Source organism: Paeniglutamicibacter terrestris (assembly GCF_012271785.1).
Classification (GTDB): domain Bacteria; phylum Actinomycetota; class Actinomycetes; order Actinomycetales; family Micrococcaceae; genus Paeniglutamicibacter; species Paeniglutamicibacter terrestris.
The window spans coordinates 282598-301162 of record NZ_JAAWVT010000004.1 but is presented as its reverse complement, the minus strand read 5'-3'; the positions used below and the strand labels follow the sequence as shown (position 1 = coordinate 301162).

Annotated in this window: 22 protein-coding genes and 3 tRNA genes; 19 read left to right on the top strand and 6 right to left on the bottom strand. The window is 60.5% G+C overall.

The features are described 5' to 3' along the window. Positions 1-32: 32 nt before the first annotated feature. The 9 genes from HED64_RS11230 (at position 33) to HED64_RS11190 (ending at position 6494) form a co-directional block, all read left to right on the top strand. Positions 33-893 (top strand): glycerophosphodiester phosphodiesterase, encoded by an 861-nt coding sequence (locus HED64_RS11230; RefSeq protein ID WP_168152077.1) that lies wholly within the window; start codon positions 33-35, stop codon positions 891-893. Between the two features lie 55 nt (positions 894-948). After that, positions 949-1620: an alanyl-tRNA editing protein gene (locus HED64_RS11225; RefSeq protein ID WP_168152076.1), complete on the top strand. Its 672-nt coding sequence runs from the start codon at positions 949-951 to the stop codon at positions 1618-1620. Positions 1621-1695: 75 nt separating this feature from the next. Next, positions 1696-2421 carry an AzlC family ABC transporter permease gene (locus tag HED64_RS11220; protein ID WP_425351796.1) on the top strand — a complete coding sequence of 242 codons (726 nt, stop codon included), beginning with the start codon at positions 1696-1698 and terminating at the stop codon, positions 2419-2421. Next, positions 2418-2732, top strand: coding sequence for an AzlD domain-containing protein (locus HED64_RS11215; RefSeq protein WP_168152075.1), 315 nt, complete (start codon positions 2418-2420; stop codon positions 2730-2732). Before HED64_RS11220 ends, HED64_RS11215 begins: the two co-directional genes overlap by 4 nt. Before the next feature lie 106 nt (positions 2733-2838). Then, the gene (locus HED64_RS11210) at positions 2839-3144 is read left to right on the top strand and encodes a thiamine-binding protein (RefSeq protein ID WP_168152074.1); all 306 of its coding nucleotides are present in this window, start codon (positions 2839-2841) and stop codon (positions 3142-3144) included. 5 nt (positions 3145-3149) lie between these two features. Beyond that, entirely contained in the window at positions 3150-3839 is a 690-nt protein-coding gene (locus HED64_RS11205; RefSeq protein ID WP_168152127.1) for an O-methyltransferase, read from the top strand. 72 nt (positions 3840-3911) lie between these two features. After that, positions 3912-4433, top strand: a complete 522-nt coding sequence (locus HED64_RS11200) for a GNAT family N-acetyltransferase (RefSeq protein ID WP_168152073.1) — start codon at positions 3912-3914, stop codon at positions 4431-4433. Continuing rightward, positions 4375-5304, top strand: a complete 930-nt coding sequence (locus tag HED64_RS11195; protein ID WP_168152072.1) for a spermidine synthase — start codon at positions 4375-4377, stop codon at positions 5302-5304. The genes HED64_RS11200 and HED64_RS11195 overlap by 59 nt, the downstream gene beginning before the upstream one ends. Positions 5305-5360: 56 nt before the next feature. Then, positions 5361-6494 carry a methyltransferase gene (locus HED64_RS11190; protein ID WP_168152071.1) on the top strand — a complete coding sequence of 378 codons (1134 nt, stop codon included), beginning with the start codon at positions 5361-5363 and terminating at the stop codon, positions 6492-6494. Positions 6495-6583: 89 nt separating this feature from the next. On the opposite strand, the gene HED64_RS11185 is transcribed toward HED64_RS11190, so the two are convergent. Continuing rightward, positions 6584-8050 carry an NCS2 family permease gene (locus HED64_RS11185; RefSeq protein ID WP_168152070.1) on the bottom strand — a complete coding sequence of 489 codons (1467 nt, stop codon included), beginning with the start codon at positions 8048-8050 and terminating at the stop codon, positions 6584-6586. Positions 8051-8219: 169 nt separating this feature from the next. Between HED64_RS11185 and HED64_RS11180 the strand changes: the two genes are divergently transcribed. Further along, positions 8220-9191: a universal stress protein gene (locus tag HED64_RS11180; RefSeq protein ID WP_168152069.1), complete on the top strand. Its 972-nt coding sequence runs from the start codon at positions 8220-8222 to the stop codon at positions 9189-9191. 82 nt (positions 9192-9273) lie between these two features. On the opposite strand, the gene HED64_RS11175 is transcribed toward HED64_RS11180, so the two are convergent. After that, on the bottom strand, positions 9274-10977 hold the full coding sequence (locus HED64_RS11175; RefSeq protein ID WP_168152068.1) for an NlpC/P60 family protein: 1704 nt from the start codon (positions 10975-10977) through the stop codon (positions 9274-9276). 810 nt (positions 10978-11787) lie between these two features. Continuing rightward, on the bottom strand, positions 11788-12147 hold the full coding sequence (locus HED64_RS11170; protein WP_245325912.1) for a metallopeptidase family protein: 360 nt from the start codon (positions 12145-12147) through the stop codon (positions 11788-11790). Positions 12148-12346: 199 nt separating this feature from the next. On the opposite strand from HED64_RS11170, the gene HED64_RS11165 reads away from it, so the two are divergent. From HED64_RS11165 to HED64_RS11130, 8 genes are all read left to right on the top strand, one after another. Beyond that, positions 12347-12419 (top strand) — tRNA-Glu (locus HED64_RS11165). An 80-nt stretch (positions 12420-12499) separates the two neighbouring features. Next, positions 12500-12573: transfer RNA gene (locus HED64_RS11160), tRNA-Asp, on the top strand. A 55-nt stretch (positions 12574-12628) separates the two neighbouring features. Continuing rightward, positions 12629-12704, top strand: a tRNA-Phe gene (locus HED64_RS11155). A gap of 240 nt (positions 12705-12944) precedes the next feature. Continuing rightward, a complete protein-coding gene (locus HED64_RS11150; RefSeq protein ID WP_168152066.1) occupies positions 12945-13382 on the top strand; it encodes an Asp23/Gls24 family envelope stress response protein in 438 nt (145 codons plus the stop codon). Further along, positions 13379-13570, top strand: a complete 192-nt coding sequence (locus HED64_RS11145) for a hypothetical protein (protein WP_168152065.1) — start codon at positions 13379-13381, stop codon at positions 13568-13570. Before HED64_RS11150 ends, HED64_RS11145 begins: the two co-directional genes overlap by 4 nt. Then, the gene (locus HED64_RS11140) at positions 13567-13926 is read left to right on the top strand and encodes a hypothetical protein (protein ID WP_168152064.1); all 360 of its coding nucleotides are present in this window, start codon (positions 13567-13569) and stop codon (positions 13924-13926) included. The genes HED64_RS11145 and HED64_RS11140 overlap by 4 nt, the downstream gene beginning before the upstream one ends. Beyond that, complete coding sequence (locus HED64_RS11135; RefSeq protein ID WP_168152063.1) at positions 13926-14501, top strand: hypothetical protein; 576 nt, start codon at positions 13926-13928, stop codon at positions 14499-14501. Before HED64_RS11140 ends, HED64_RS11135 begins: the two co-directional genes overlap by 1 nt. Then, entirely contained in the window at positions 14498-15112 is a 615-nt protein-coding gene (locus tag HED64_RS11130; protein ID WP_168152062.1) for a hypothetical protein, read from the top strand. The genes HED64_RS11135 and HED64_RS11130 overlap by 4 nt, the downstream gene beginning before the upstream one ends. 18 nt (positions 15113-15130) lie before the next feature. Here the strand turns inward: HED64_RS11130 and HED64_RS11125 are convergent, their stop codons facing one another. Both HED64_RS11125 and HED64_RS11120 read right to left on the bottom strand, forming a co-directional pair. After that, positions 15131-16129, bottom strand: a complete 999-nt coding sequence (locus HED64_RS11125) for a YdcF family protein (RefSeq protein ID WP_342590707.1) — start codon at positions 16127-16129, stop codon at positions 15131-15133. Between the two features lie 70 nt (positions 16130-16199). Continuing rightward, positions 16200-16706 carry a MarR family winged helix-turn-helix transcriptional regulator gene (locus HED64_RS11120; RefSeq protein ID WP_210149560.1) on the bottom strand — a complete coding sequence of 169 codons (507 nt, stop codon included), beginning with the start codon at positions 16704-16706 and terminating at the stop codon, positions 16200-16202. Positions 16707-16794: 88 nt separating this feature from the next. Here HED64_RS11120 and HED64_RS11115 point away from each other — a divergent pair, with 88 nt between their 5' ends. Next, positions 16795-17715: an EamA family transporter gene (locus tag HED64_RS11115; protein WP_342590706.1), complete on the top strand. Its 921-nt coding sequence runs from the start codon at positions 16795-16797 to the stop codon at positions 17713-17715. Here HED64_RS11115 and HED64_RS11110 read toward each other — a convergent pair. Beyond that, complete coding sequence (locus HED64_RS11110; protein ID WP_168152059.1) at positions 17712-18563, bottom strand: DUF8083 family protein; 852 nt, start codon at positions 18561-18563, stop codon at positions 17712-17714. The genes HED64_RS11115 and HED64_RS11110 overlap by 4 nt on opposite strands. Positions 18564-18565 lie beyond the last annotated feature (2 nt).

Sequence of the window (18565 nt, the reverse complement as noted above, 5' to 3'; positions counted from 1 at the left end):
GGGAGCTGGCGGCCAGCGGTAGCGTAAAAGGCATGCGAACCCTTGTTTACGCCCACCGCGGATCATCGAAGGCCTATGCAGAAAATACCCGTGCCGCCTACCAACAGGCACTTGCTGACGGCGCCGATGGCATCGAATGCGATATTCACCTGAGCGCCGATGGCTTTGTGGTGTGCCATCACGACCCGACGGTCGAACGGACCTCGAACTCCAGCGGAAAAGTCGGCGACAAGACTCTCGCGGAACTGCGAGCGATGGATTTCTCCTCGTGGAAGAACTCGGAGATTCCCGCCGCCTACGGTTCGATTCATGAGCAGTTGGTGACCCTCGGTGAACTCGTCGGGTTGTTGCGGGCAGCCGGGCGCTCGGTGGGCCTGGCGGTTGAGATTAAGCACCCGAGTCCCTTCGGACGCGCGCTGGAGGACGCCATGTTGGTGGAGCTTGAGGCACTGGGTTGGGATGCGAAGACCTCAATGGTGGGAGAGGTCTACATTTCATTTATGAGTTTTGACCCAGACTCGGTGCGATACCTGATGGAACGAATTTCTCCCCAACACCTTTGCCAGTTGGTTACCGAGGTTGATGAGGATTGGATCGGGGAGCTGATCAAGGTGGGGGACAAAGACAGGGCGGCGGTGGCCGCGGTGTTGGCACAGGCCATGACCGACGGCGTTGAACTTCTTAATTCCGGGGCCCCGCAACTGGCTGGCCCGGGAATTGCCTACGTGCGTAAATATCCGGAGGTGACCGGACAATGGCTGGAACGCGGCGCAACCTTCCGGGTGTGGACAGTGGATGAGCCCAGCGACGCCAGCTATCTTGTGGGGCTCGGAGTCACCCAGATCACCAGCAACGTTCCCGCACTCATCAAAAAACACCTCGGGCTCGCCTAGTCGCGATCCAACGGTGCGGGCGGCTGCGCCCAAACGAAAGGCATAGACTTTTCGCGTGAAACAACTGAACGCATACTTTTCCGACACGTACCTCTTCACAACAGAAGCCACGGTCATCGCCGCGGGTAAAGACGACGCCGGTGAATCTTGGATCGCCGTGAGTCCAAACATCTTCCACCCTCGTGGTGGCGGGCAGCTCGAAGACAGCGGAACCGTGGAGGATCGCGAGGTCACCGTGAGCCGCCAAGATTCAGGACTCATAGTGCTCAGCGGCGCCGGCACGTACGCCGTGGGAACCCTGGTGAATACCGCGATTGACCCCGAGAAGCGCCTACTGCACGCGGCCCTGCACACCGCAGGACACCTGATTGGATTCATTGGGGAGCAGCGCGGCTGGGAGCACAGCGGTCACAGCCACTTCCCGGGACAAGCTCGGCTGGATTTTGATCCCACCTCGGTGCCCGAGGACCTGAGTGTTCCCGAATCCCGCGGCAACCTCATCGCCGAGCTCCAAGACCGATTTGTCGCCTTGGTCGGTACCAGAGCAGCGGTGAGCAGCAGCCTTGATGAGGCGGGAATCCGCACGGTGGTCATCAACGGAGTTAATGCCGAGCCCTGTGGTGGTACCCACGTCAGCGATCTGGGGGTACTGCAGGACGTCCGGATCATGGAAGCCAAGATCAAGCGCGGCGCCCTCAAGGTTCGCTACGAGGCATCCCACGCATAAAATTGCCGAACCCGCTCGGGCCCGGGACCAGCGCTTGTCATGAGCCCGAGCGGATCAATGGCTAGGCTAGAGATCGTGCCATCAACATTTTTTACCCCCGCAACCAAGATCGGCCTCTCCATCTCGGTTGCCACCGGGCTGTACGCCATCTCCTATGGGGCGCTCGGTGTTGCCGCTGGCCTGAACATATGGCAGATCGCCGCGCTGAGTCTGCTGATGTTCACCGGTGGCTCTCAATTCGCTTTCATCGGAGTCATCGCGGGAGGCGGAAGCCCCGGGGCAGCCTTTGGCGCGGCAACTCTCTTGGGTGTTAGAAACGCCGTTTATGGCATGCAGGTCAAATCCATGATTAGGCCGCGAGGTTTAAAGAAACTACTGGCGGTTCAACTCACCATCGATGAATCCACCGCCACGGCCGCCGGACAAGGTGACCCCGCGGAGCAAAAGCGTGGTTTCTGGGTGGCTGGCATTGGTGTATACCTCTTGTGGAATATCTTCACCATCGTCGGCGCTCTCCTAGGTGACGCCATGGGTGACCCCAAAACATGGGGTCTTGACGGCGCTGCCGTCGCAGCATTCTTGGGCCTGCTGTGGCCCCGCCTAAAATCTTCGGAGCCAATCGCCGTCGCCTCGGTGTGTGCCTTGGTCACGGTCCTGGCTGTCCCATTGGTGCCTCCGGGCGTGCCGATCCTTGTGGCTGCGATCGTGGCGGGCGTGTGGGGGTACTTCGGGCGCGGTCCCTCCGACGAAGGACTCGAACCCGACATCAAACCGCGCGGCACCCGAGAGGAACTCGCATGAGTGGGCTCTGGTGGTGGATTCTTGCCGGGTGCGCCGTGGCGTACGGAACCAAACTTTTGGGCTATCTGGTTCCGGAACGGATTCTCGAGAACGAGCGAATGACCCGCGCTGCCGGAACCCTGACCATCGGGTTGCTGGCGTCATTGACCATCGTTAACACCGTGGCCACCGGGACCTCGGTGGTCTTCGACGCGCGGATCGCTGCGCTGGTTGCTGCGGGAGTCGCCCTGCTGCTGCGGGCTCCGTTCCTTGTGGTCGTCATGGCGGGTGCCGGAGCTGCTGCCCTGTCGCGCTACCTGGGGTGGGGCTAAAAACTTGGCTCTCGCGTGAGGTCGAGCGGGGGATTAATCGTAGTTCAATGACGTTTTGGTGACACGCGCGGGTGACATGTTGGTTCCACGGTGGCACAGTGGAACCATGATTGTTGCCTTTTCGCTAGCGCCCAGTACCGACAACACCGACGGGTCGGTCCACAACGCAGTGGCCGCCGCGGTCAAGGTGGTCAGGGACTCCGGACTACCCCATTCCACCTCGTCAATGTTCACCGAAATTGAGGGCGAATGGGATGAGGTTATGGATGTCGTCAAGCGCGCGACCGAGGCCGTATCCGCCTATGGATCCAGGGTTTCACTGGTTCTTAAGGCCGATATCCGCCCGGGCTACACCGGCGAATTACGCGGAAAAATTGATCGTCTAGAAAAGGCCATCAGCGAGCAGGAGTGATCATGATGGAGCCCCCAACCGAACCAGTAACCCCGACCGACATCGACACCTATTTAGTCGCAAAACTGCTTGAACCGGATCCCGCCATGGCAGCCGCCCGGGAACTGGCAGATGAAGAAGGTCTGCCACATATCGAAGTCAGCGAACTACAGGGTAAGTTCCTGATGCTTCTGGCGCAGATGTCTGGCGCGAAACGAGTGCTGGAAATCGGAACCTTGGGCGGGTACTCCACGACCTGGCTGGCGCGCGGTGTTGGCGTAGACGGGCACGTGACCACGTGCGAGTTCGAACCGCTACACGCGCGGGTGGCCGCGGATAATCTGAAAGCCTGTGGGGTGGGGGATCGCGTTGATATTCGTATCGGTGCGGCCCGGCAGACACTCGACGCGATGTTGGCCGAGGACTGCGAACCGTTCGACCTGATCTTCATCGACGCGGACAAGGAAAACAATCCGCACTACATAAACTCAGCCATTATGCTCGGTCGGCCTGGAACCGTGCTGGTGGTCGACAATGTGGTGCGGTCCGGCGCGGTGCTGCATGCTGGCGACGCGCTGAGCGATGCTGGACGATTGATCAACGGAGTTCGCGCCGGAATTGATCGCCTTGCGGCGGACCCGCGGGTGGACGCCACGGCGCTACAAACGGTGGGGGCCAAGGGCTGGGACGGGTTTGCCCTCGCTTTGGTGCGTTAAGACACGCGGATCTGGCGGGAGCTTCATCACCGTTTTCGTCCGCGGGGTACACCAGCACATAGGCTTGCCCCTGTGACTACAGAGCCCTACAGCATCCGCCTTGCTACGCCCGAAGACATCCCCGCAGCATTGGAGATGAAACTTCGCGCCTGGGAAGAGACGTATTCCGCCCAGCGTCCGGCCTCCTTCTTCGAGAATGCTCGTGCCTCGCTGGAGAAACAAGCCGACTGGTGGACCCGCGGTTTGGCCCAGGGCGCCGAACTGTGGATCGCTACCACGGCTGACGGTGAGGTTGTGGGTGTTGCAGGGGGCGGACCCGCCTCCGACGACGATGCAGATACAGGTATCAGCATTGAACTGCAGCTGCTCTACGTGCTGGCGCTAGCCCACGGCACGGGCCTCGGCGCACGACTTCTGGAAACGGTACTCGGCCAACGCGACGCTGTGCTCTGGGTATTGGAGAACAACCCGCGCGCCCAAGCTTTCTACGCCAAGCAGGGTTTCGTGGCCGACGGCCGCGTTGAGGCCCTGCTGGATGACTGGGCAGGACTCAACGAGGTCCGGATGGTTCGGCGCGGTGGCACTCGTGGCTAAGGGCAAGAACAAGCGGACCAAGAATAATGTCGCGGTTCTCTCTGATGCCCCCGCGGCACCTGAAGACGGCCCGCTCGAAGGTATTTACCCTATCGACACCGGCACAGCCGAACTGGAACGTGACCCCTATTCGCCCACCGGGTGGTTACTGCGCATCAACGACGTGCCCTCCTCCCATGTGGACCTGGCAGCGCCGGGACACCTCGACTTCGAGTACATGCGGTGGATCGCCGCACTCATCCGCTCCCGCTTCAACCCGGGGGAGATCGAATCCCAGGGCTATAAGCTCCGGGCCCTACATCTGGGCGGTGGGGCTTGCTCCATGGCTCGCTGGGCCGACGACACCTACCCCAACGCCCGCCAGTTGGTGGTGGAGCTCGACGGAAAGCTCGCCACCTTGGTAAGGGCCTGGTTTGATCTGCCACGTGCGCCATTGCTGCGGATCCGGGTGGGTGAAGCCGGCGAGGTATTGGGCACGCTCACCGAGGCCACCCGCGATCTGATCATCCGTGACGTTTTTGCCGGCGACCAGACACCCAAGGACCTGACCACGCTGGCCTTCACCGCGCAGGCAGCCCGAGTGCTGGATACAGATGGCCTGTACATCGTGAACTGCGGGGACACTCCCGCTCTGGAAAATGCCCGCCGCGAGGCAGCCACCATCGGTGCGGTCTTTAAATACGTGGCCATCGTCGCGGACCCGACCATGCTCAAGGGCAGGCGCCACGGCAACGTGATCATTGCCGGCTCCAATGCACCGATCCCGGCCGGCGCCGTATTCATCCGCGAACTGCTCGGTGGTGGGGTTCCGGCACAACACTGGGATGACACCACGGTGCGCTCCTTCTCGCGCCACACCGTAGCCAGCTAGCCAGCTACCCACCCCCGCATCTCACCACCACGTCGAGCAGGAGCCCCAGCGCCGTCATGAACACACCCGTCACCGTTTCCTGGAGCGTCGAGGGCCAGGAGCGCACCGCGCTTTGGTGCTCATCCAACAACGCGGCACCGCCCAAAAGCATCCTGCAGGTTGATGACACGTTGGGGGCCGACGACGCCTACAAGCTGGCCACCTCCGGCACCGGCATGCTGTTCACCGGGGATTACCACAATGCCCGACAACTGCTCAGCGCCATCGCACGCCGACTCCCGGACGGAGCCAAGGCCAAGCGCAATACCGCACCGCCGTCCACCGCTGAGCGCTTCTATAAGTACCGCCAGGCGCGCACACACCGGGCACGGATCCTTTCCATGCTGCTCGTGCCCCTCGGCGCCGGTCCAGTCGTGTCGCTGCGCCGGGCCCCGGATGTTACCGAGGCCTGGACCAACGCCTTCGGTCGCCTGGAGGCCGATGCAGTGGTGCCGTTGCAGGAATTGCTCGGTGCCATCGGCGCTCAGCAGTGGCGCTCCACCGGATTGCACATCGCGGCGCTGGATGCCAAGATCCACCCGCATTACGGCACCTTCGCCCCGGTCCGTGGGGAGTACCTGGATCTGGTCGCTCGGGCGGAGCTGCCCGGATTGCGGCGAGGCTTCGACATCGGCACCGGCACGGGCGTGCTGGCGGCGATTCTCGCCCAGCGTGGTGTGAAACAGGTGATCGGCACAGATTCGCAGGATCGCGCGATCGCCTGCGCCACACAGACGTTCCAAACGCTGGGCCTTGAGGACCGGGCCGTGGCCATCAAACAGGACATGTTCCCCGAAGGTCGGGCGGATGTTGTGGTGTGTAACCCACCGTGGTTGCCGGGCACCCCCGCCACACTCCTTGACTACGCGATCTATGACCCGAAGTCCGCGATGCTGCGCTCCTTCCTCAAATCCCTCCCCGAACATCTGGTGCCCGGTGGCGAGGGCTGGCTGGTCATTTCCGATCTAGCCGAACGGCTGGGACTGCGCAGTCGAGAAGAGCTGTTGGGGTGGATTCAAACCGCTGGACTGGTGGTGCTGGGACGCGATGACACCGTCCCATCCCATGGCCGTGCCATGGATACCTCCGACCCGTTCCATGCTCAGCGTTCCGCCGAAGTAACCTCGCTGTGGAGACTTGGCGTGAAGTAGCCAACGCATGTCACGAAAAATGCAGCGGGCCGTGGGGAACTTTTGTTCCCCACGGCCCGCTGCATTTGTCCTGCGTTTGAGTGCTCTAATTAGACGCCCATCGCCTGTTCGATGACTCCAATGCCGAAGAAGAGCGCGAAGGCTGCTGCAACTGCCCACATCAACGGGTGAACCTCGCGGGCGCGGCCCTGGATGGCGCGGATGAACACGAAGGATACAAAGCCCGCACCGATGCCGTTGGCAATCGAGTAGGTGAAAGGCATCAAGACGAAGGTCAGGAATGCGGGGATAGCCACGCCCAGGTCGTCCCATTCGATCTTCGAGACGTGGGAGATCATCATGAAGCCGACAACAACCAGGGCCGGAGCCACGGCCTCGAACGGAACCAGGTGGATCAACGGGGTCAGGAACATCGCGGCGATGAACAGCACGCCGGTGACAATCGAGGCCAGTCCCGTGCGGGCGCCCTCGCCGATCCCGGCACCGGATTCAACATAGATCTGGTTGGAGGAAGCCGAGGCGCCGCCGCCAACAACTGCACCCAGAGCGTCTACCAAGAGGACCTTGTCAACGTCCGGGATGTTGCCATCCTTATCGACGGTTCCGGCCTCGTTGGACAGGCCCACCATGGTGCCCATGGCGTCGAAGAAGATCGAGAGCAGAATGACGAAGGCCAGCAGCAATGCGGAGGTGGCGCCCAGTGTGCTGAAGGCGCCAAAGAGATTGGCCTGCCCCAGCAAGGAGAGATCCGGCAGCGCCCATTCGGGCAGTGCCGGGGCCACCAGCGACCAGCCCTGCGGGTTGGCGGTGGTTCCGTCGAAGGAGGGGCCGATCTTGAAAACTGCTTCAAGGATGTTGGCCAGGACAGCGGAGACCACAATGCCGATCAGGATGGCGCCACGTACCTTGCGCACCACCAGTGCCACGGTGAGCAGCAGTCCGATGACAAAGACCAGGATCGGCCAGCCGGTCAGCGCCCCGTCATAGCCCAAGCCGACGGGGACGGTGGTTCCTGCTGCATCGGGGATGCGGCGTACGAAGCCGGAGTTGACCAAGCCAATCAGGGCAATGAACATACCAATGCCCACCACGATGGCGGACTTCAGGCTCTGCGGTACCGCGTTAAACACCGCGGTACGGAAGCCGGTGAGGACCAGCACCAACATGGTGAGGCCGGAAATGACAACAAGACCCATGACATCTGGCCAGGTAAGGCCCGGGTTGGTGGCAACCGTGACGGCAATAAAGGCGTTGACGCCCAATCCCGCGGCCATGGCGAAGGGGTGCTTGGCCCACGCGCCCATCAGAATGGTCATCACGCCGGCGACCAATGCGGTGACGGCGGCTACGCGGGCGGATCCCAGAGAGTCACCATTTGAATCGGCTCCGGCCAGGATCAGGGGGTTGAGCACCACGATGTAGCTCATGGCGAAGAACGTGGCGAAGCCGCCGCGGATCTCACGCGAGTAGGTTGATCCACGTTCGGTGACCTTAAAATAGCGGTCCAGACGTGACACTTCAGACTTTGGGGGCAGGGTCTTTTGCTGAGAGGGCATAGGGGAATTGTAGTTCGGTCTTACGCCTCTAGGCGAAAATATCGCCGAGAAATGCGCCACGCTCGACGATAGATAGACCCACGTCACACAGTGGTGAACAATGGGGGTGTGGGGCCTCACATGAGGACGCCCGTGATGACTCAGTCCGTGACACGAAGGAGTGAAGACGATGAGTGAAAACAATAGGGCCCAGGGTGACGCCGAGGCTATCGAGGGAATTGTTGTCGGTGTTGATGGTTCCGACCAGGGCCTGTGCGCCCTGAAGTGGGCCGCTGAAGAGGCTAAGCGCCGCGGAAGTGTGCTGAACATCGTCACTGCCTATACGATCCCGGTTTTCGCTGCATCCTCAATGGATGCCGGCTATGCCACTCTTGACGATCAAATGATCCGTAACGGCGCCGAGGAGGTGGTTCGCCAGGCGCGGGCCACCATCACCGATGAGGGCCTCACGGTCCGCACCTACATCGAGTCTGGCGACCCGGCGGGCGTATTGCTTGATTTGAGCAGCACAGCTGAGCTCGTGGTGGTGGGTACCCGCGGCCGCGGAGGATTTGTCGGCAGGCTGCTCGGCTCGGTATCCAGTGCGCTTCCGGCCCATGCAAAGTGCCCCACCGTAGTGGTCCCGCTGTATGTCTCCAAGCGCGACGATAACGCCGTCCAGGTGCTGGATCGGATCGTCGTTGGTGTTGACGGATCAGACCGAGCACGATTGGCCGTGCTGGTCGCCGCCGAACTGGCCGCCACCCGGGGATTGGCACTGCGCGTGGTGTGCGCCTTGGCTCCCATCAGCGGAGCGCTGGCCTGGATGCCGGCAACGGTGGATCAGGAAGCCGTCACGGCCGATGTGCGCCACCAGATGGGCATCGGTAAGGCCTGGCTGCAGAGTTTGTTCCCAGGCCTTGAGATCGAGACAGACGTGATCGACGGATCCCCGGTGGAAATCCTGATCCGCGAATCCCAAACAGCCCAGCTCTTGGTGACGGGTTCCCGTGGCCGCGGTGGTTTTGCCGGAATGCTACTGGGCTCAACCAGCCAGGGCGTGCTGCACCACTCCAAGGGCCCCGTCATGGTGGTACCGGACGGGGAAGACCCGCGCTTGGCTACCCGTCAGGAGTTTGAGGACAAGGCTAACGGCGCCTAAATAAGACCGACTCAAAACCAATAAAGGAAGTCCTCGCAACCAATGGTTGCGAGGACTTCCTTTTGGGTAGGGAAGCTATCCCTTAGTACCGTGCCGCGTAGGAGTGCAGGTTGTTGACCCAGCTCAACGGCGTCACCGAAATGCCAGAGGCGGGGTTACGTGCATGGAGCACCTGACCGTTGCCGAGATAGATGGCCACGTGATAGAACGAGCTTCCGCCGTTGGATGACGAGAAGACCAGATCACCACGTTGCAACTGACTGAGCGGAATATGCTGCGGGGCCGAGGCATATTGCTGTGACGAGGTCCGCGGCAGGCTGATGCCCGACTTGGAGAATGCTGCCTGGGAGAAAGACGAGCAGTCGAAGTTGTTTGGGCCATTTGCACCAAAAATGTAGCCCTTGGAGCTGTCGTTGGCAATCATGGTGCCCCAAGAAATGGCGGCGTTGTAGTTGCCGGATGACGAAGGGGCTTCGGCCTCTTGAGTCGGCTCCGGCTTTGGCTCCGGCTTCGGAGTGGGCTTCGGGGTCGGCTTCGGCTCAGGCTTGGGCGTCGGCTTTGGAGTTGCCTTCGGCTTTGGAGTGGCCTTGGGCTTCGGCGTAGCTTTCGGCTTCGGCGTTGCCTTTGGCGTCGGGGTTGCCTCAGGAGTGGGGGTGGCCTTCGGCTTTGGTTTTGCCGTTACTTTTGGTTCTGGAGCCTTCGTTGGTTCCGGTGCCTTGGTTGGCTCTGGAGCTCTTGTCGGTTCTGGAACCACTGTCGGTTCCGGAGCCGGGGCAGGCTTGAGAGTTTGAGGCTTAGGGTCCGGTACGGACACCTGAGGCGCCTTCGGTACTGCGGCCTTGGGGATCAATGTTTGGTTCTGGTTGGTCTCGTCCGGAACGGCTGGCGGGGCAGCCAGGGGCACTACCTCGGTGGTGTCCTTTTCCTTGACCGTGAGCGGGGCCGCTTGTGGCATGTTGTCGATTAACGACTGCAGCCGTTCGGCCTCGGCGTCAGCTTCCTTTGCGGCAATCCGCTCGGCTTCCTTCTGAACATCAACCTCGTGGAGGAAGGCGAGCTGACCAATGATCTCTGCGCGCAGCTTTTCCTGTGGCTCAACGGAGCCCTGGTAGCTGGCGAGTGTCGTGGATGCTGTGTCGGCGGCCGTGCGCTGGGCTGCGGTAGCTTCGTCTGCGGCAGCGGCTGCTTCCGAGGCATAGTCCTGCCAGGCGGTCCACAGTGCTGCAGCGTCCTCGGCATTGCTGACGGTTTGCGTTCGGTTGGCGCTCAGCGCATCCATGGTGGAGGCCTTGTAGAGAACGTCGTTTTCTTTGCCGTCTTCCAACATGGTGGTCACGCCGGGGCTCACGCCACCATTGCGGTACACGTCCGAAGCCAGGGCGCCAACGTCCTTCTTGCTTGTGAGCAGGTACTCGGTGGCTTTGCTGGCTTCTGCTTTCGCGTCGGCTGCAATCTGGGTACGTTTCTCAACCAGTTCATCTGCGGCCAGCAAATTATCCTGAGCGTCTAGCGCCGCGGCTTCGGCAGTGATGATGTTTTGGCGTCCGGATTCAATTCCGGATTCAAGCTGTGCAACTAACGCTTTCAGTGCTTCGGGGTCGGATTTGGCGGCTTCGAGCTCTGCCTGCGAGGGCAACGACGAATCGTTGGTGCCTGGCGATGCCAATACGGTGACCGAACCGGGTGTGGTCAGCGGTGCTGCAGCTGCCGGGAGTACGCCCGTAAAGCAGGTGGCTGCCAGCGCGATTGCGCATGCAGCAACGCCAAGTGTTTCCCTGATTGCCATGCCGTGTAATTCCTTACCGCGGCGATCCGTTTGTAGTTCTCCAGAATGTGCGAGAAGTATGGCCAGAACGGTGTGGCCTGATCGCTGCTACCTATAGCACCCTATGGGATAACTATTCACACTGGCAACAGCAGTAACAACAAAAATTACAATAACAACCGTGTAATTATACCGAGATTTCCCGTATATATACGAGTGCAATGGACAGTAATGTGGCGGTCCTGCTCGGATCATTCATAGTCAGAGCGGAGTGTCGGGATCGTCGTCGCGAGGGCACGCATCAACTAAACAGCACGTTTCGCGACGGTCAGGTTGATTAAAGATGTTACGAATTGGTGCACTATTCATCTTAAGTAGTGAGATATTGGCCCGCTTGTTTGCGGGCAGAGGTTCTATTGGAGCTCGTGATGTACAGCGCAACGTGATAAAAAACCGTTCACGGGTTGATGTCTAGCTTGCTTGGGCCGAGTTCCCCTAGCACTGCGCCCTGACGTTTCACTGCAGACTTTTGCCACCCTTGACCAACACCTACCTGGAGTAACCCGGAGCAGTTGAAATAGGTCGGACTGCCGGGCTCAAAGGGGTATTCGTATCTGCAGTCCGCCGGGATATCCTGGGCCCACGTTGGCCCACGTTATTGAGCGGTTGAATTGAGTGGAGCGCACTGTAGAGTCGGCCCGGATGGTGACAGCGGAGGATGTCCTGCGGCTTCAGGAGCGGGGCGCTCAGCGGGTTAGAGCACGTCGCGGCTCTAGCGCCCTGCCGGTCGAGGGACTCTGCGTTTTTTGCCGGGAGGCGACCGGTAGTCTGCTAACCCCAGCCGAGTTGGTGCAGCCTGTCGTCGTCGATGCCGAAGTGGTGGGCGATTTCATGGACGATCGTTATGCCGACTTCTTCCTCGACCTGTTTCTCGGTTGAGCAAATTTCGAGAATCGCATCCTTGTAGATGGTGATTCGGTCAGGCATGGCTCCGGCGCCCCACCCCGAATCGCGATCCGTAAGGGCGGTGCCTTCATAAAGCCCTAGGAGTTTGGTGTTGGGATCTTCGCCCGGAAGCGGGGTGTAAGCGTCTTCTATGAAGATTGCGACGTTTTCCATCATGGACAGCAACGCTGCGGGTAATTGACCCAGAGCTCGTTCGGCCACCAGTTCAAACTCATCTTCGGTCATTGTGTACCCCATGTCGTGAACTCTACCCAGCATTTGTCGACTTTTCTCGCTGTTGCGCGAAGGGAGGCGTTGCCCCGAAAACCGGGGAAAAACCGACCGTGTCGAGCGTCACTGCCGTTTCGTTTTGCGCGCTGGGAAATTTACCCCTATAGTTATTTGAGTCCACTGCGGCGGAGTAATCCAACGCGGTGGTTCCTGAGCCCCCATCGTCTAGCGGCCTAGGACACCGCCCTTTCACGGCGGCGGCACGGGTTCGAATCCCGTTGGGGGTACGCATGAAACATGGATTATGCGAGAGCGAAAAGCTCTGGTAGAGTTCTTGTCTTGTGAGCGAGGGAGACTTCGCGAATAAGGCCCTGTAGCGCAGTTGGTTAGCGCGCCGCCCTGTCACGGCGGAGGTCGCGGGTTCAAGTCCCGTCAGGGTCGCTTTGGTTTTCTGGTTCGCCGGAAGATCGGGTGATCATCTAGCCTGATGATGCCAGGCTCTGTAGCTCAGTTGGTAGAGCGTTCGACTGAAAATCGAAAGGTCACCGGATCGACGCCGGTCGGAGCCACCATCTAAAACCCTCTTGGAAACAAGGGGGTTTTTGCTTTAACTATGCGGATGCCGAAAATAGCGCCTATATATAGGTATCGCGAGACGGCATCACTTTGAGTCCGATTTGCGCGTCGACTCTCGTTTTTCGCGGCGCTGACCACCGTTCCCGCGAATTAATTCTAGCGACGTCCGTCACGTTCGGTTGTAGGCTGGGATTAAAGCCGAGGAACGAGCGGCAAGCGCAAAGGGGGCCGTAGCCATGGACCGAACACAATTAGTGCACAACGTGCCCGAGACTGAAGTCAGTGGAACAACCAAAATCACCGATCTGGCCGTTGCGAAAGTTGCTGCAGCCGCCGCACGCGGAATTTCAGGCGTTCATGCAATGGGTTTGGGAACTTCTCGAGCTTTTGGTGCCTTGCGGGGCGCGGTTGGATCCTCCCAGGAGCCGGCTCATGGCGTCAGTGTTCAGGTGGGCACCCGGCAGGTGGCAATCGACGTAGTGCTCACCGCGCGTTACGGCGTCAAACTTCACGAGTTGGCCGCAGCCGTTCGCGAAGCAATCTTCACCGCAGTACAGGAACTGACCGATTTCGAAGTCATTGAGGTCAATATCGAAATCGGTGACGTGTACATCCCGTCGTCCCGCTCGGGGTCCGAGAAAATGCGCGAAACAACAGTGGAAGGTTCGGCATGAAACCAACACTTATCGGAGCACTCCTAGGAGCCATCTTGGCCTGGGCCGCGCTGAGCTATGGAGTAGGCGGGTTCCTGCTCATGGCGTTGTTCATGGCCCTTGGCGCCCTGTTGTCGCGGATTGCCGGTGGCAGGGTCGATTTTCGGGCCGTGCTCGACGCACTGACTGGCCGCCGATCCTCGTCATGAGCGAACAATCTTTGGCCCGGGTACCCGTATCGGTGCCACGCGCTGGATACACGAGGGTCAGCGCCCAGGCGCTGACCGGAACCGCTCGTGCCGTCGCGGCGGAAATCTTTGGCGTCGACCCGGTATTGGTACGAGCATTCTTGCGTGACGACGCCGGATATCTGGCACTGACCATCCATACGCCGCTCCCTGTAGGTGAAACCTCGGGTGGTGCTGGGCTCCCAGTGCTCGATCGAGTCCGTGCTTGGCGCGGCACCATCGGTGAGCAATTTAGCAACCTCACCGGCTCCCTCGTCAGCCAGGTTGATGTTCGAGTCACCGGGATTATCGCACCGGACACGGATCGGCGACGCTGATGGTCTCAAAACTAGACGAAATTCGTGAACGGGAGCTCACCAGCGGGCGGTCACCAGCTGTGCTCACCGGAGCCATAATTGTCATCCTAGTCTGCCTCTATGCCTTATTCGAGGCGGCGCTCAAAGCGCTCGGTCAGGAGCCGATGGTTGCCGCTCCCGAAACGTGGTGGAGCTGGATTTCGATCATGCCGGGCACCACGGAACCCGCGGCGCTCGCTCTCCTGGGACTGGGCATCGGGCTCATTGGCTTGGTCCTGCTGAGTCATGGTTTACGCCGAGGGCAACGCGCCAGGCACAGCCTGGCCTGTGAGGATGCGATATTGATCGTTGATGATCAGGTACTGGCCGCAGGTCTGGCGCGCCGTGCGAGATCCGCTGCCGGAGTAGGCCCGGGCCAGGCGCTGGTCACGGTGCACCGGGAACGAGTTGAGGTGCAGCTGAGTCCAACCTCGGGATCACCTATCGATCCGGCAAGCGTCGCGGCAGCCATCGAGGACGAGCTGCGTGCCAACCTGGTTGAACCGCAACCTCAGGTCCACATCCGAGTGTCCTCGAGCGGGGTGATTGGCCAATGAACCAGACACCGCGACTGGTGAACCGGATCCTCCTGATTCTGATCGGGTTCCTTCTGCTACTTTGCGGAGCACACCTGATGCTGACGGCATTTGCTGCCGATTATGCCCAACGTTGGCAGGTCATCGCCTCGGGAGCGGGCGCGTGGTTCGGCAATCTGCTGACGATTAACACGCTACCGGGGCAAAAGGACTCCTGGGTCTGGATTCTGATAGCCGCATTCCTCATCTGCATCATCCTGTTGATGTTGTGGTGGATAACCGTGCAGGGTCGGGGGCGCGGGGGCGACTATGTCTCAAAGTACTTTGCCGATGAGAATACTCCCGGTCGCATTGAGATTTCCCCCAACGCCGTGGATCAAATGCTCAGGCACTTTTTGGGCAGGCGCAGCGACATCATCTCGATCAACATTAGCGTGTGGAATCTGTTGCCGGAGGCGGGGCTGCGCGTGAAGGTGCAACCGCGCAAGGGTACAGCGCCGGGCCCGTTGGGTCGCGATGTCGCCCGCGCGGCCCGGCTTGCTCAGGAGGCGCTGGGTGTCAGCGGGCCGGTGTTGGTCTACGTGGTGGTCGGGACGCGCTCGCGCTTCGCGAGAACCGAACGGGTGATCTAGGACGGCAGGGGCGTCGCGCTACTGATTGTTGACGATCGCCATAACCAGAAGCGCTGTCATCGCCACAAACGGCAGGAAAAGCATGACGTGCAACCACTTGTGCTCAACCAGCACTGCCGCGTATTCGCGTAAGAAGGCACTGGGCAGGTAGTACTTAGCCGTGGGAGAGCCGACGACCTCTGCATCAATCTTCAGCCGGCGGGCCAACAGAGCTGCGCGCAGCACATGGTAATTATTGGTGACAGCCAGCAGGGGCCCGCTGCGTCCGGCCTGGGCAAAGAGCTTTGCGGAGAGTTGCAGGTTCTCTTCGGTGTTCACTGCTTGATCCTCCACCACAATATCCTGGCGGGCAGCCCCTGATTCGAGGAGGTATTCGGCCATGGCTGAGCCCTCGGCAGTAGATTCGTCGGGGCCCTGACCACCGGAAGGAATCAGCAGCGGGCGTGGTGTGGTGCTGTTGTAGATTTCCAACGCTTTGTCCAAGCGGCTGCGCAACAGCGGTGGAACCTTGCCATCGATGAGTCGAGAACCAAGCACCACGATCCCTTGCGGTGTTTTCGTGAAGCGCATGCGCCCGTAAGCGAGGGCATAGGCCAGAAAGACCACGAACACGACTCCGAAGTAGCTGCACAGGAAAAAGAGCAGGGCCGCAAACCCGACGGCCAACGGATTCAGCGTCAGGACCAGCAACAGGGCGAAGGCGGGCAGGAATACCAACAGCAGCCCCAGCAAAAGAGAGATCATGTTGCCCAACCGGCGCCCCTCCGACTTGAACATCACCACGCCGTTATGAATGAGGGCGGCAGAGAGGGCCAGAACTGCGACAGGTGCCAGCGCGAGCACGGCGAGGAAGAGGTATTCCGCACCCGGAACCCACTGGGAAAGCAACCGGCCAATTTCTATCAGCAGCAAATAGCAGGCGGCGACCAGTACCACTCCGTTGCGCAGCATCCGACGGTCCCGGTGGCGCAGATAGAAGTACAGGGCAAAGAGGAGTGCTGTTGGAATTAGTGACACATCATCGAGACTACCAAGGCAGGGAAGGTCGTCTTGATAGTTCGGCGTTGATGTCGCCAAGCCAAAACGATCAAGCTTGCGGGAGGCCCTCATGGTGCTCGAGCAGCACTCGGAGCAGGTCTTCGAGGTGAGAAAGCTGCTGGGAATCCATGACCGAAAGCATGGCTTTTTCGTTTGCAACGTGCTCTAGAAGTGCGGCGTCGATCAGTTCTAGGCCCTTTGCGGTCAACGCCACACGAATCGTGCGTCGGGAGTGCGGATCTGTCTCGCGGGTAATGAGCTTCTTGGCCAGGAGTCGGTCGAGCCTATTGGTGATCGCGCCCGAGGTGACCATGGCGCTCTCGGCGAGCTGGCCTGCGGTTAGCCCGATGGCTACGGTGTCGGCGCGCAGCAGTGTAGCGAGGATGTCAAACTCTCCCGGTTGCAGTCCATGACGGCTGAAGACGGTGTGCTGTTCCCGCTCGAGGAGCCGGGTCAAGCGGGAAAGTCGTCCCAGTATCCCCATGGGACTGACGTCAACCTCGGGTCGAGCCGTTGACCACTGATCCAAAATGCTGTCGACGCTATCTGCCACCATCTACCTTTCAGCGTTGAACTATTTGACGATGCAACTCTACCAGCGTAAGCTCCTTAACGCTAAACTGTTTAACGTTAAGGAGTTTTTTGTGAATCGGATCCAAACAACACTGATAACTGCCATCGCACCAGTGGTGTGGGGCACGACGTATTTGGTGACCTCGGAGCTTCTACCTACCGGGCACCCACTATTTGCCGCGTTGATGAGGGCTTTGCCTGCGGGAATCTTGGCCATCGCATGGACCCGCGCGCTGCCGCAGGGGTCCTGGTGGTGGCGCGCGGCGGTGCTTGGCATATTGAACATCGGAGCATTTTTTCCTCTGCTCTTTATCTCCGCCTATCGTCTGCCCGGTGGAATTGCCGCGACCCTCGGTGCTGCGCAGCCGCTCATTGTCGCCTTCCTTGTGGTGTGGGTGCTTCGTGAGCGGCTCTCCGCGTGGCGCCTGTTATGGGGCGCTGTCGGGATGGTCGGCGTTGCATTGGTGGTGCTTCGATCCACCGCCGTCCTCGATACGATTGGCCTGGTAGCCGGGTTGTTGGGCGCTGTATCCATGGCATGCGGTGTCACCCTCACCAAGAAGTGGGGTCGTCCGGCCGGGGTTCCAGCGCTGAGTTTGGCCGGCTGGCAACTTACCGCCGGCGGCTTATTCCTCTTGCCTATCACCCTGCTTTTTGAGGGCATTCCGAACCACCTAGGCCTCACTGCGTTGGCTGGGTACCTCTGGCTGGGGCTCGCTGGTGGACTGCTAAGTTACACGCTCTGGTTCACCGGAGTCGGCAAACTCCCTGTGGCCTCCGTCGCCGCCCTTGGTCTACTCTCACCACTGGTTGCCGCGAGCTTGGGCGCGTTGATCTTGGGTCAAGATCTTGAGGCTTGGCAGTGGGTAGGGTTCGGGCTTGCCCTCGTGGCGATCTTCGCCGGGCAGGTGGCACCACGAAGACGGACATCGGATGGACCGTGCGCCGACAACGACGACTCATCTCGTGCAGTGACCAAGGTCCTGAGCTAGTTTGCTCGTGCCAGTTGGCGCACGGCCAGCCAGCGGCTGGAGAGCCTGCGGTAGGAGGCCGCGGCTCCGGTCATATCCGATTCCGCCAGCGATTCGATGCCCAAGCGCAGGTCATGGGGCGAATCATCGGGCCATACCAAGGCCGCAATGCGCCCATAGTCCAGCTCGACCACCGATTCGGCGTCAAAGAGCTGAAGCCATTCGCTCAGTGCTGCGAGTTCGTCCAGCAGATCCATCTCCGGCGCGTGGATGGCAAGGGTTGCCGCCGCATAGCGAACCCGATCCAGGGCCTGATGCATGGGCGTGTAGATCCGGCTGGCGAGCAAGTCATCGCCGTCTTCAATGACGTCAACCTCATCGTCTTCGTGCACCAAGATTAGCCACCCAAAGGGCACGCCCCAGGTGGCCGTCCGGGTGTGCAGATGTGCCACGTCATCGGTGAATCGTTGCCTGTCCACGCGTAAAGCATTGGCTTCACGCGCGGCACTCGGAATCAATAGTTCTAGCAACTGCGGACGCATGGAGCCATCGAGCTGTTCGGAGGCCAGGATGGTCCTGGTGGCCAACTGGTCGGGGCAGTACAGCGTATTGACCGTGCCGTCCCAGGTTGTGGTGACCAGCTTCCGGAAAGACTCCAGATGCAGGTGAGGGAAGGGGTCTGAGAGTGGTCGGGTCAGCCGCTTCAGTGCGGCGGCAGCCGTCGCATCCTCCAGTACCTCGCGACTGATCCGACCAGTGGTCAACGCCACCGCCTGGTCTGCCTCCGAGAAGGCGCGCAATGGCTCAAAAATGCGCAGGTAAGAGGTCGGCGGGAGGGCTTTCCGATTGGTTCCGCTGACCTGAGCCATGA

Excerpts from the sequence above, each read along its gene's own strand:
- HED64_RS11205 (WP_168152127.1), top strand. The coding sequence starts at position 3,150 with ATGGAGCCCCCAACCGAACCAGTAACCCCGACCGACATCGACACCTAT.
- HED64_RS11180 (WP_168152069.1), top strand. The coding sequence starts at position 8,220 with ATGAGTGAAAACAATAGGGCCCAGGGTGACGCCGAGGCTATCGAGGGA.
- HED64_RS11120 (WP_210149560.1), bottom strand. The coding sequence starts at position 16,706 with ATGGTGGCAGATAGCGTCGACAGCATTTTGGATCAGTGGTCAACGGCT.
- HED64_RS11215 (WP_168152075.1), top strand. The coding sequence starts at position 2,418 with ATGAGTGGGCTCTGGTGGTGGATTCTTGCCGGGTGCGCCGTGGCGTAC.
- HED64_RS11150 (WP_168152066.1), top strand. The coding sequence starts at position 12,945 with ATGGACCGAACACAATTAGTGCACAACGTGCCCGAGACTGAAGTCAGT.
- HED64_RS11175 (WP_168152068.1), bottom strand. The coding sequence starts at position 10,977 with ATGGCAATCAGGGAAACACTTGGCGTTGCTGCATGCGCAATCGCGCTG.
- HED64_RS11140 (WP_168152064.1), top strand. The coding sequence starts at position 13,567 with ATGAGCGAACAATCTTTGGCCCGGGTACCCGTATCGGTGCCACGCGCT.
- HED64_RS11190 (WP_168152071.1), top strand. The coding sequence starts at position 5,361 with ATGAACACACCCGTCACCGTTTCCTGGAGCGTCGAGGGCCAGGAGCGC.
- HED64_RS11210 (WP_168152074.1), top strand. The coding sequence starts at position 2,839 with ATGATTGTTGCCTTTTCGCTAGCGCCCAGTACCGACAACACCGACGGG.
- HED64_RS11110 (WP_168152059.1), bottom strand. The coding sequence starts at position 18,563 with ATGGCTCAGGTCAGCGGAACCAATCGGAAAGCCCTCCCGCCGACCTCT.
- HED64_RS11185 (WP_168152070.1), bottom strand. The coding sequence starts at position 8,050 with ATGCCCTCTCAGCAAAAGACCCTGCCCCCAAAGTCTGAAGTGTCACGT.
- HED64_RS11230 (WP_168152077.1), top strand. The coding sequence starts at position 33 with ATGCGAACCCTTGTTTACGCCCACCGCGGATCATCGAAGGCCTATGCA.
- HED64_RS11130 (WP_168152062.1), top strand. The coding sequence starts at position 14,498 with ATGAACCAGACACCGCGACTGGTGAACCGGATCCTCCTGATTCTGATC.
- HED64_RS11135 (WP_168152063.1), top strand. The coding sequence starts at position 13,926 with ATGGTCTCAAAACTAGACGAAATTCGTGAACGGGAGCTCACCAGCGGG.
- HED64_RS11170 (WP_245325912.1), bottom strand. The coding sequence starts at position 12,147 with ATGACCGAAGATGAGTTTGAACTGGTGGCCGAACGAGCTCTGGGTCAA.
- HED64_RS11145 (WP_168152065.1), top strand. The coding sequence starts at position 13,379 with ATGAAACCAACACTTATCGGAGCACTCCTAGGAGCCATCTTGGCCTGG.
- HED64_RS11195 (WP_168152072.1), top strand. The coding sequence starts at position 4,375 with ATGACTGGGCAGGACTCAACGAGGTCCGGATGGTTCGGCGCGGTGGCA.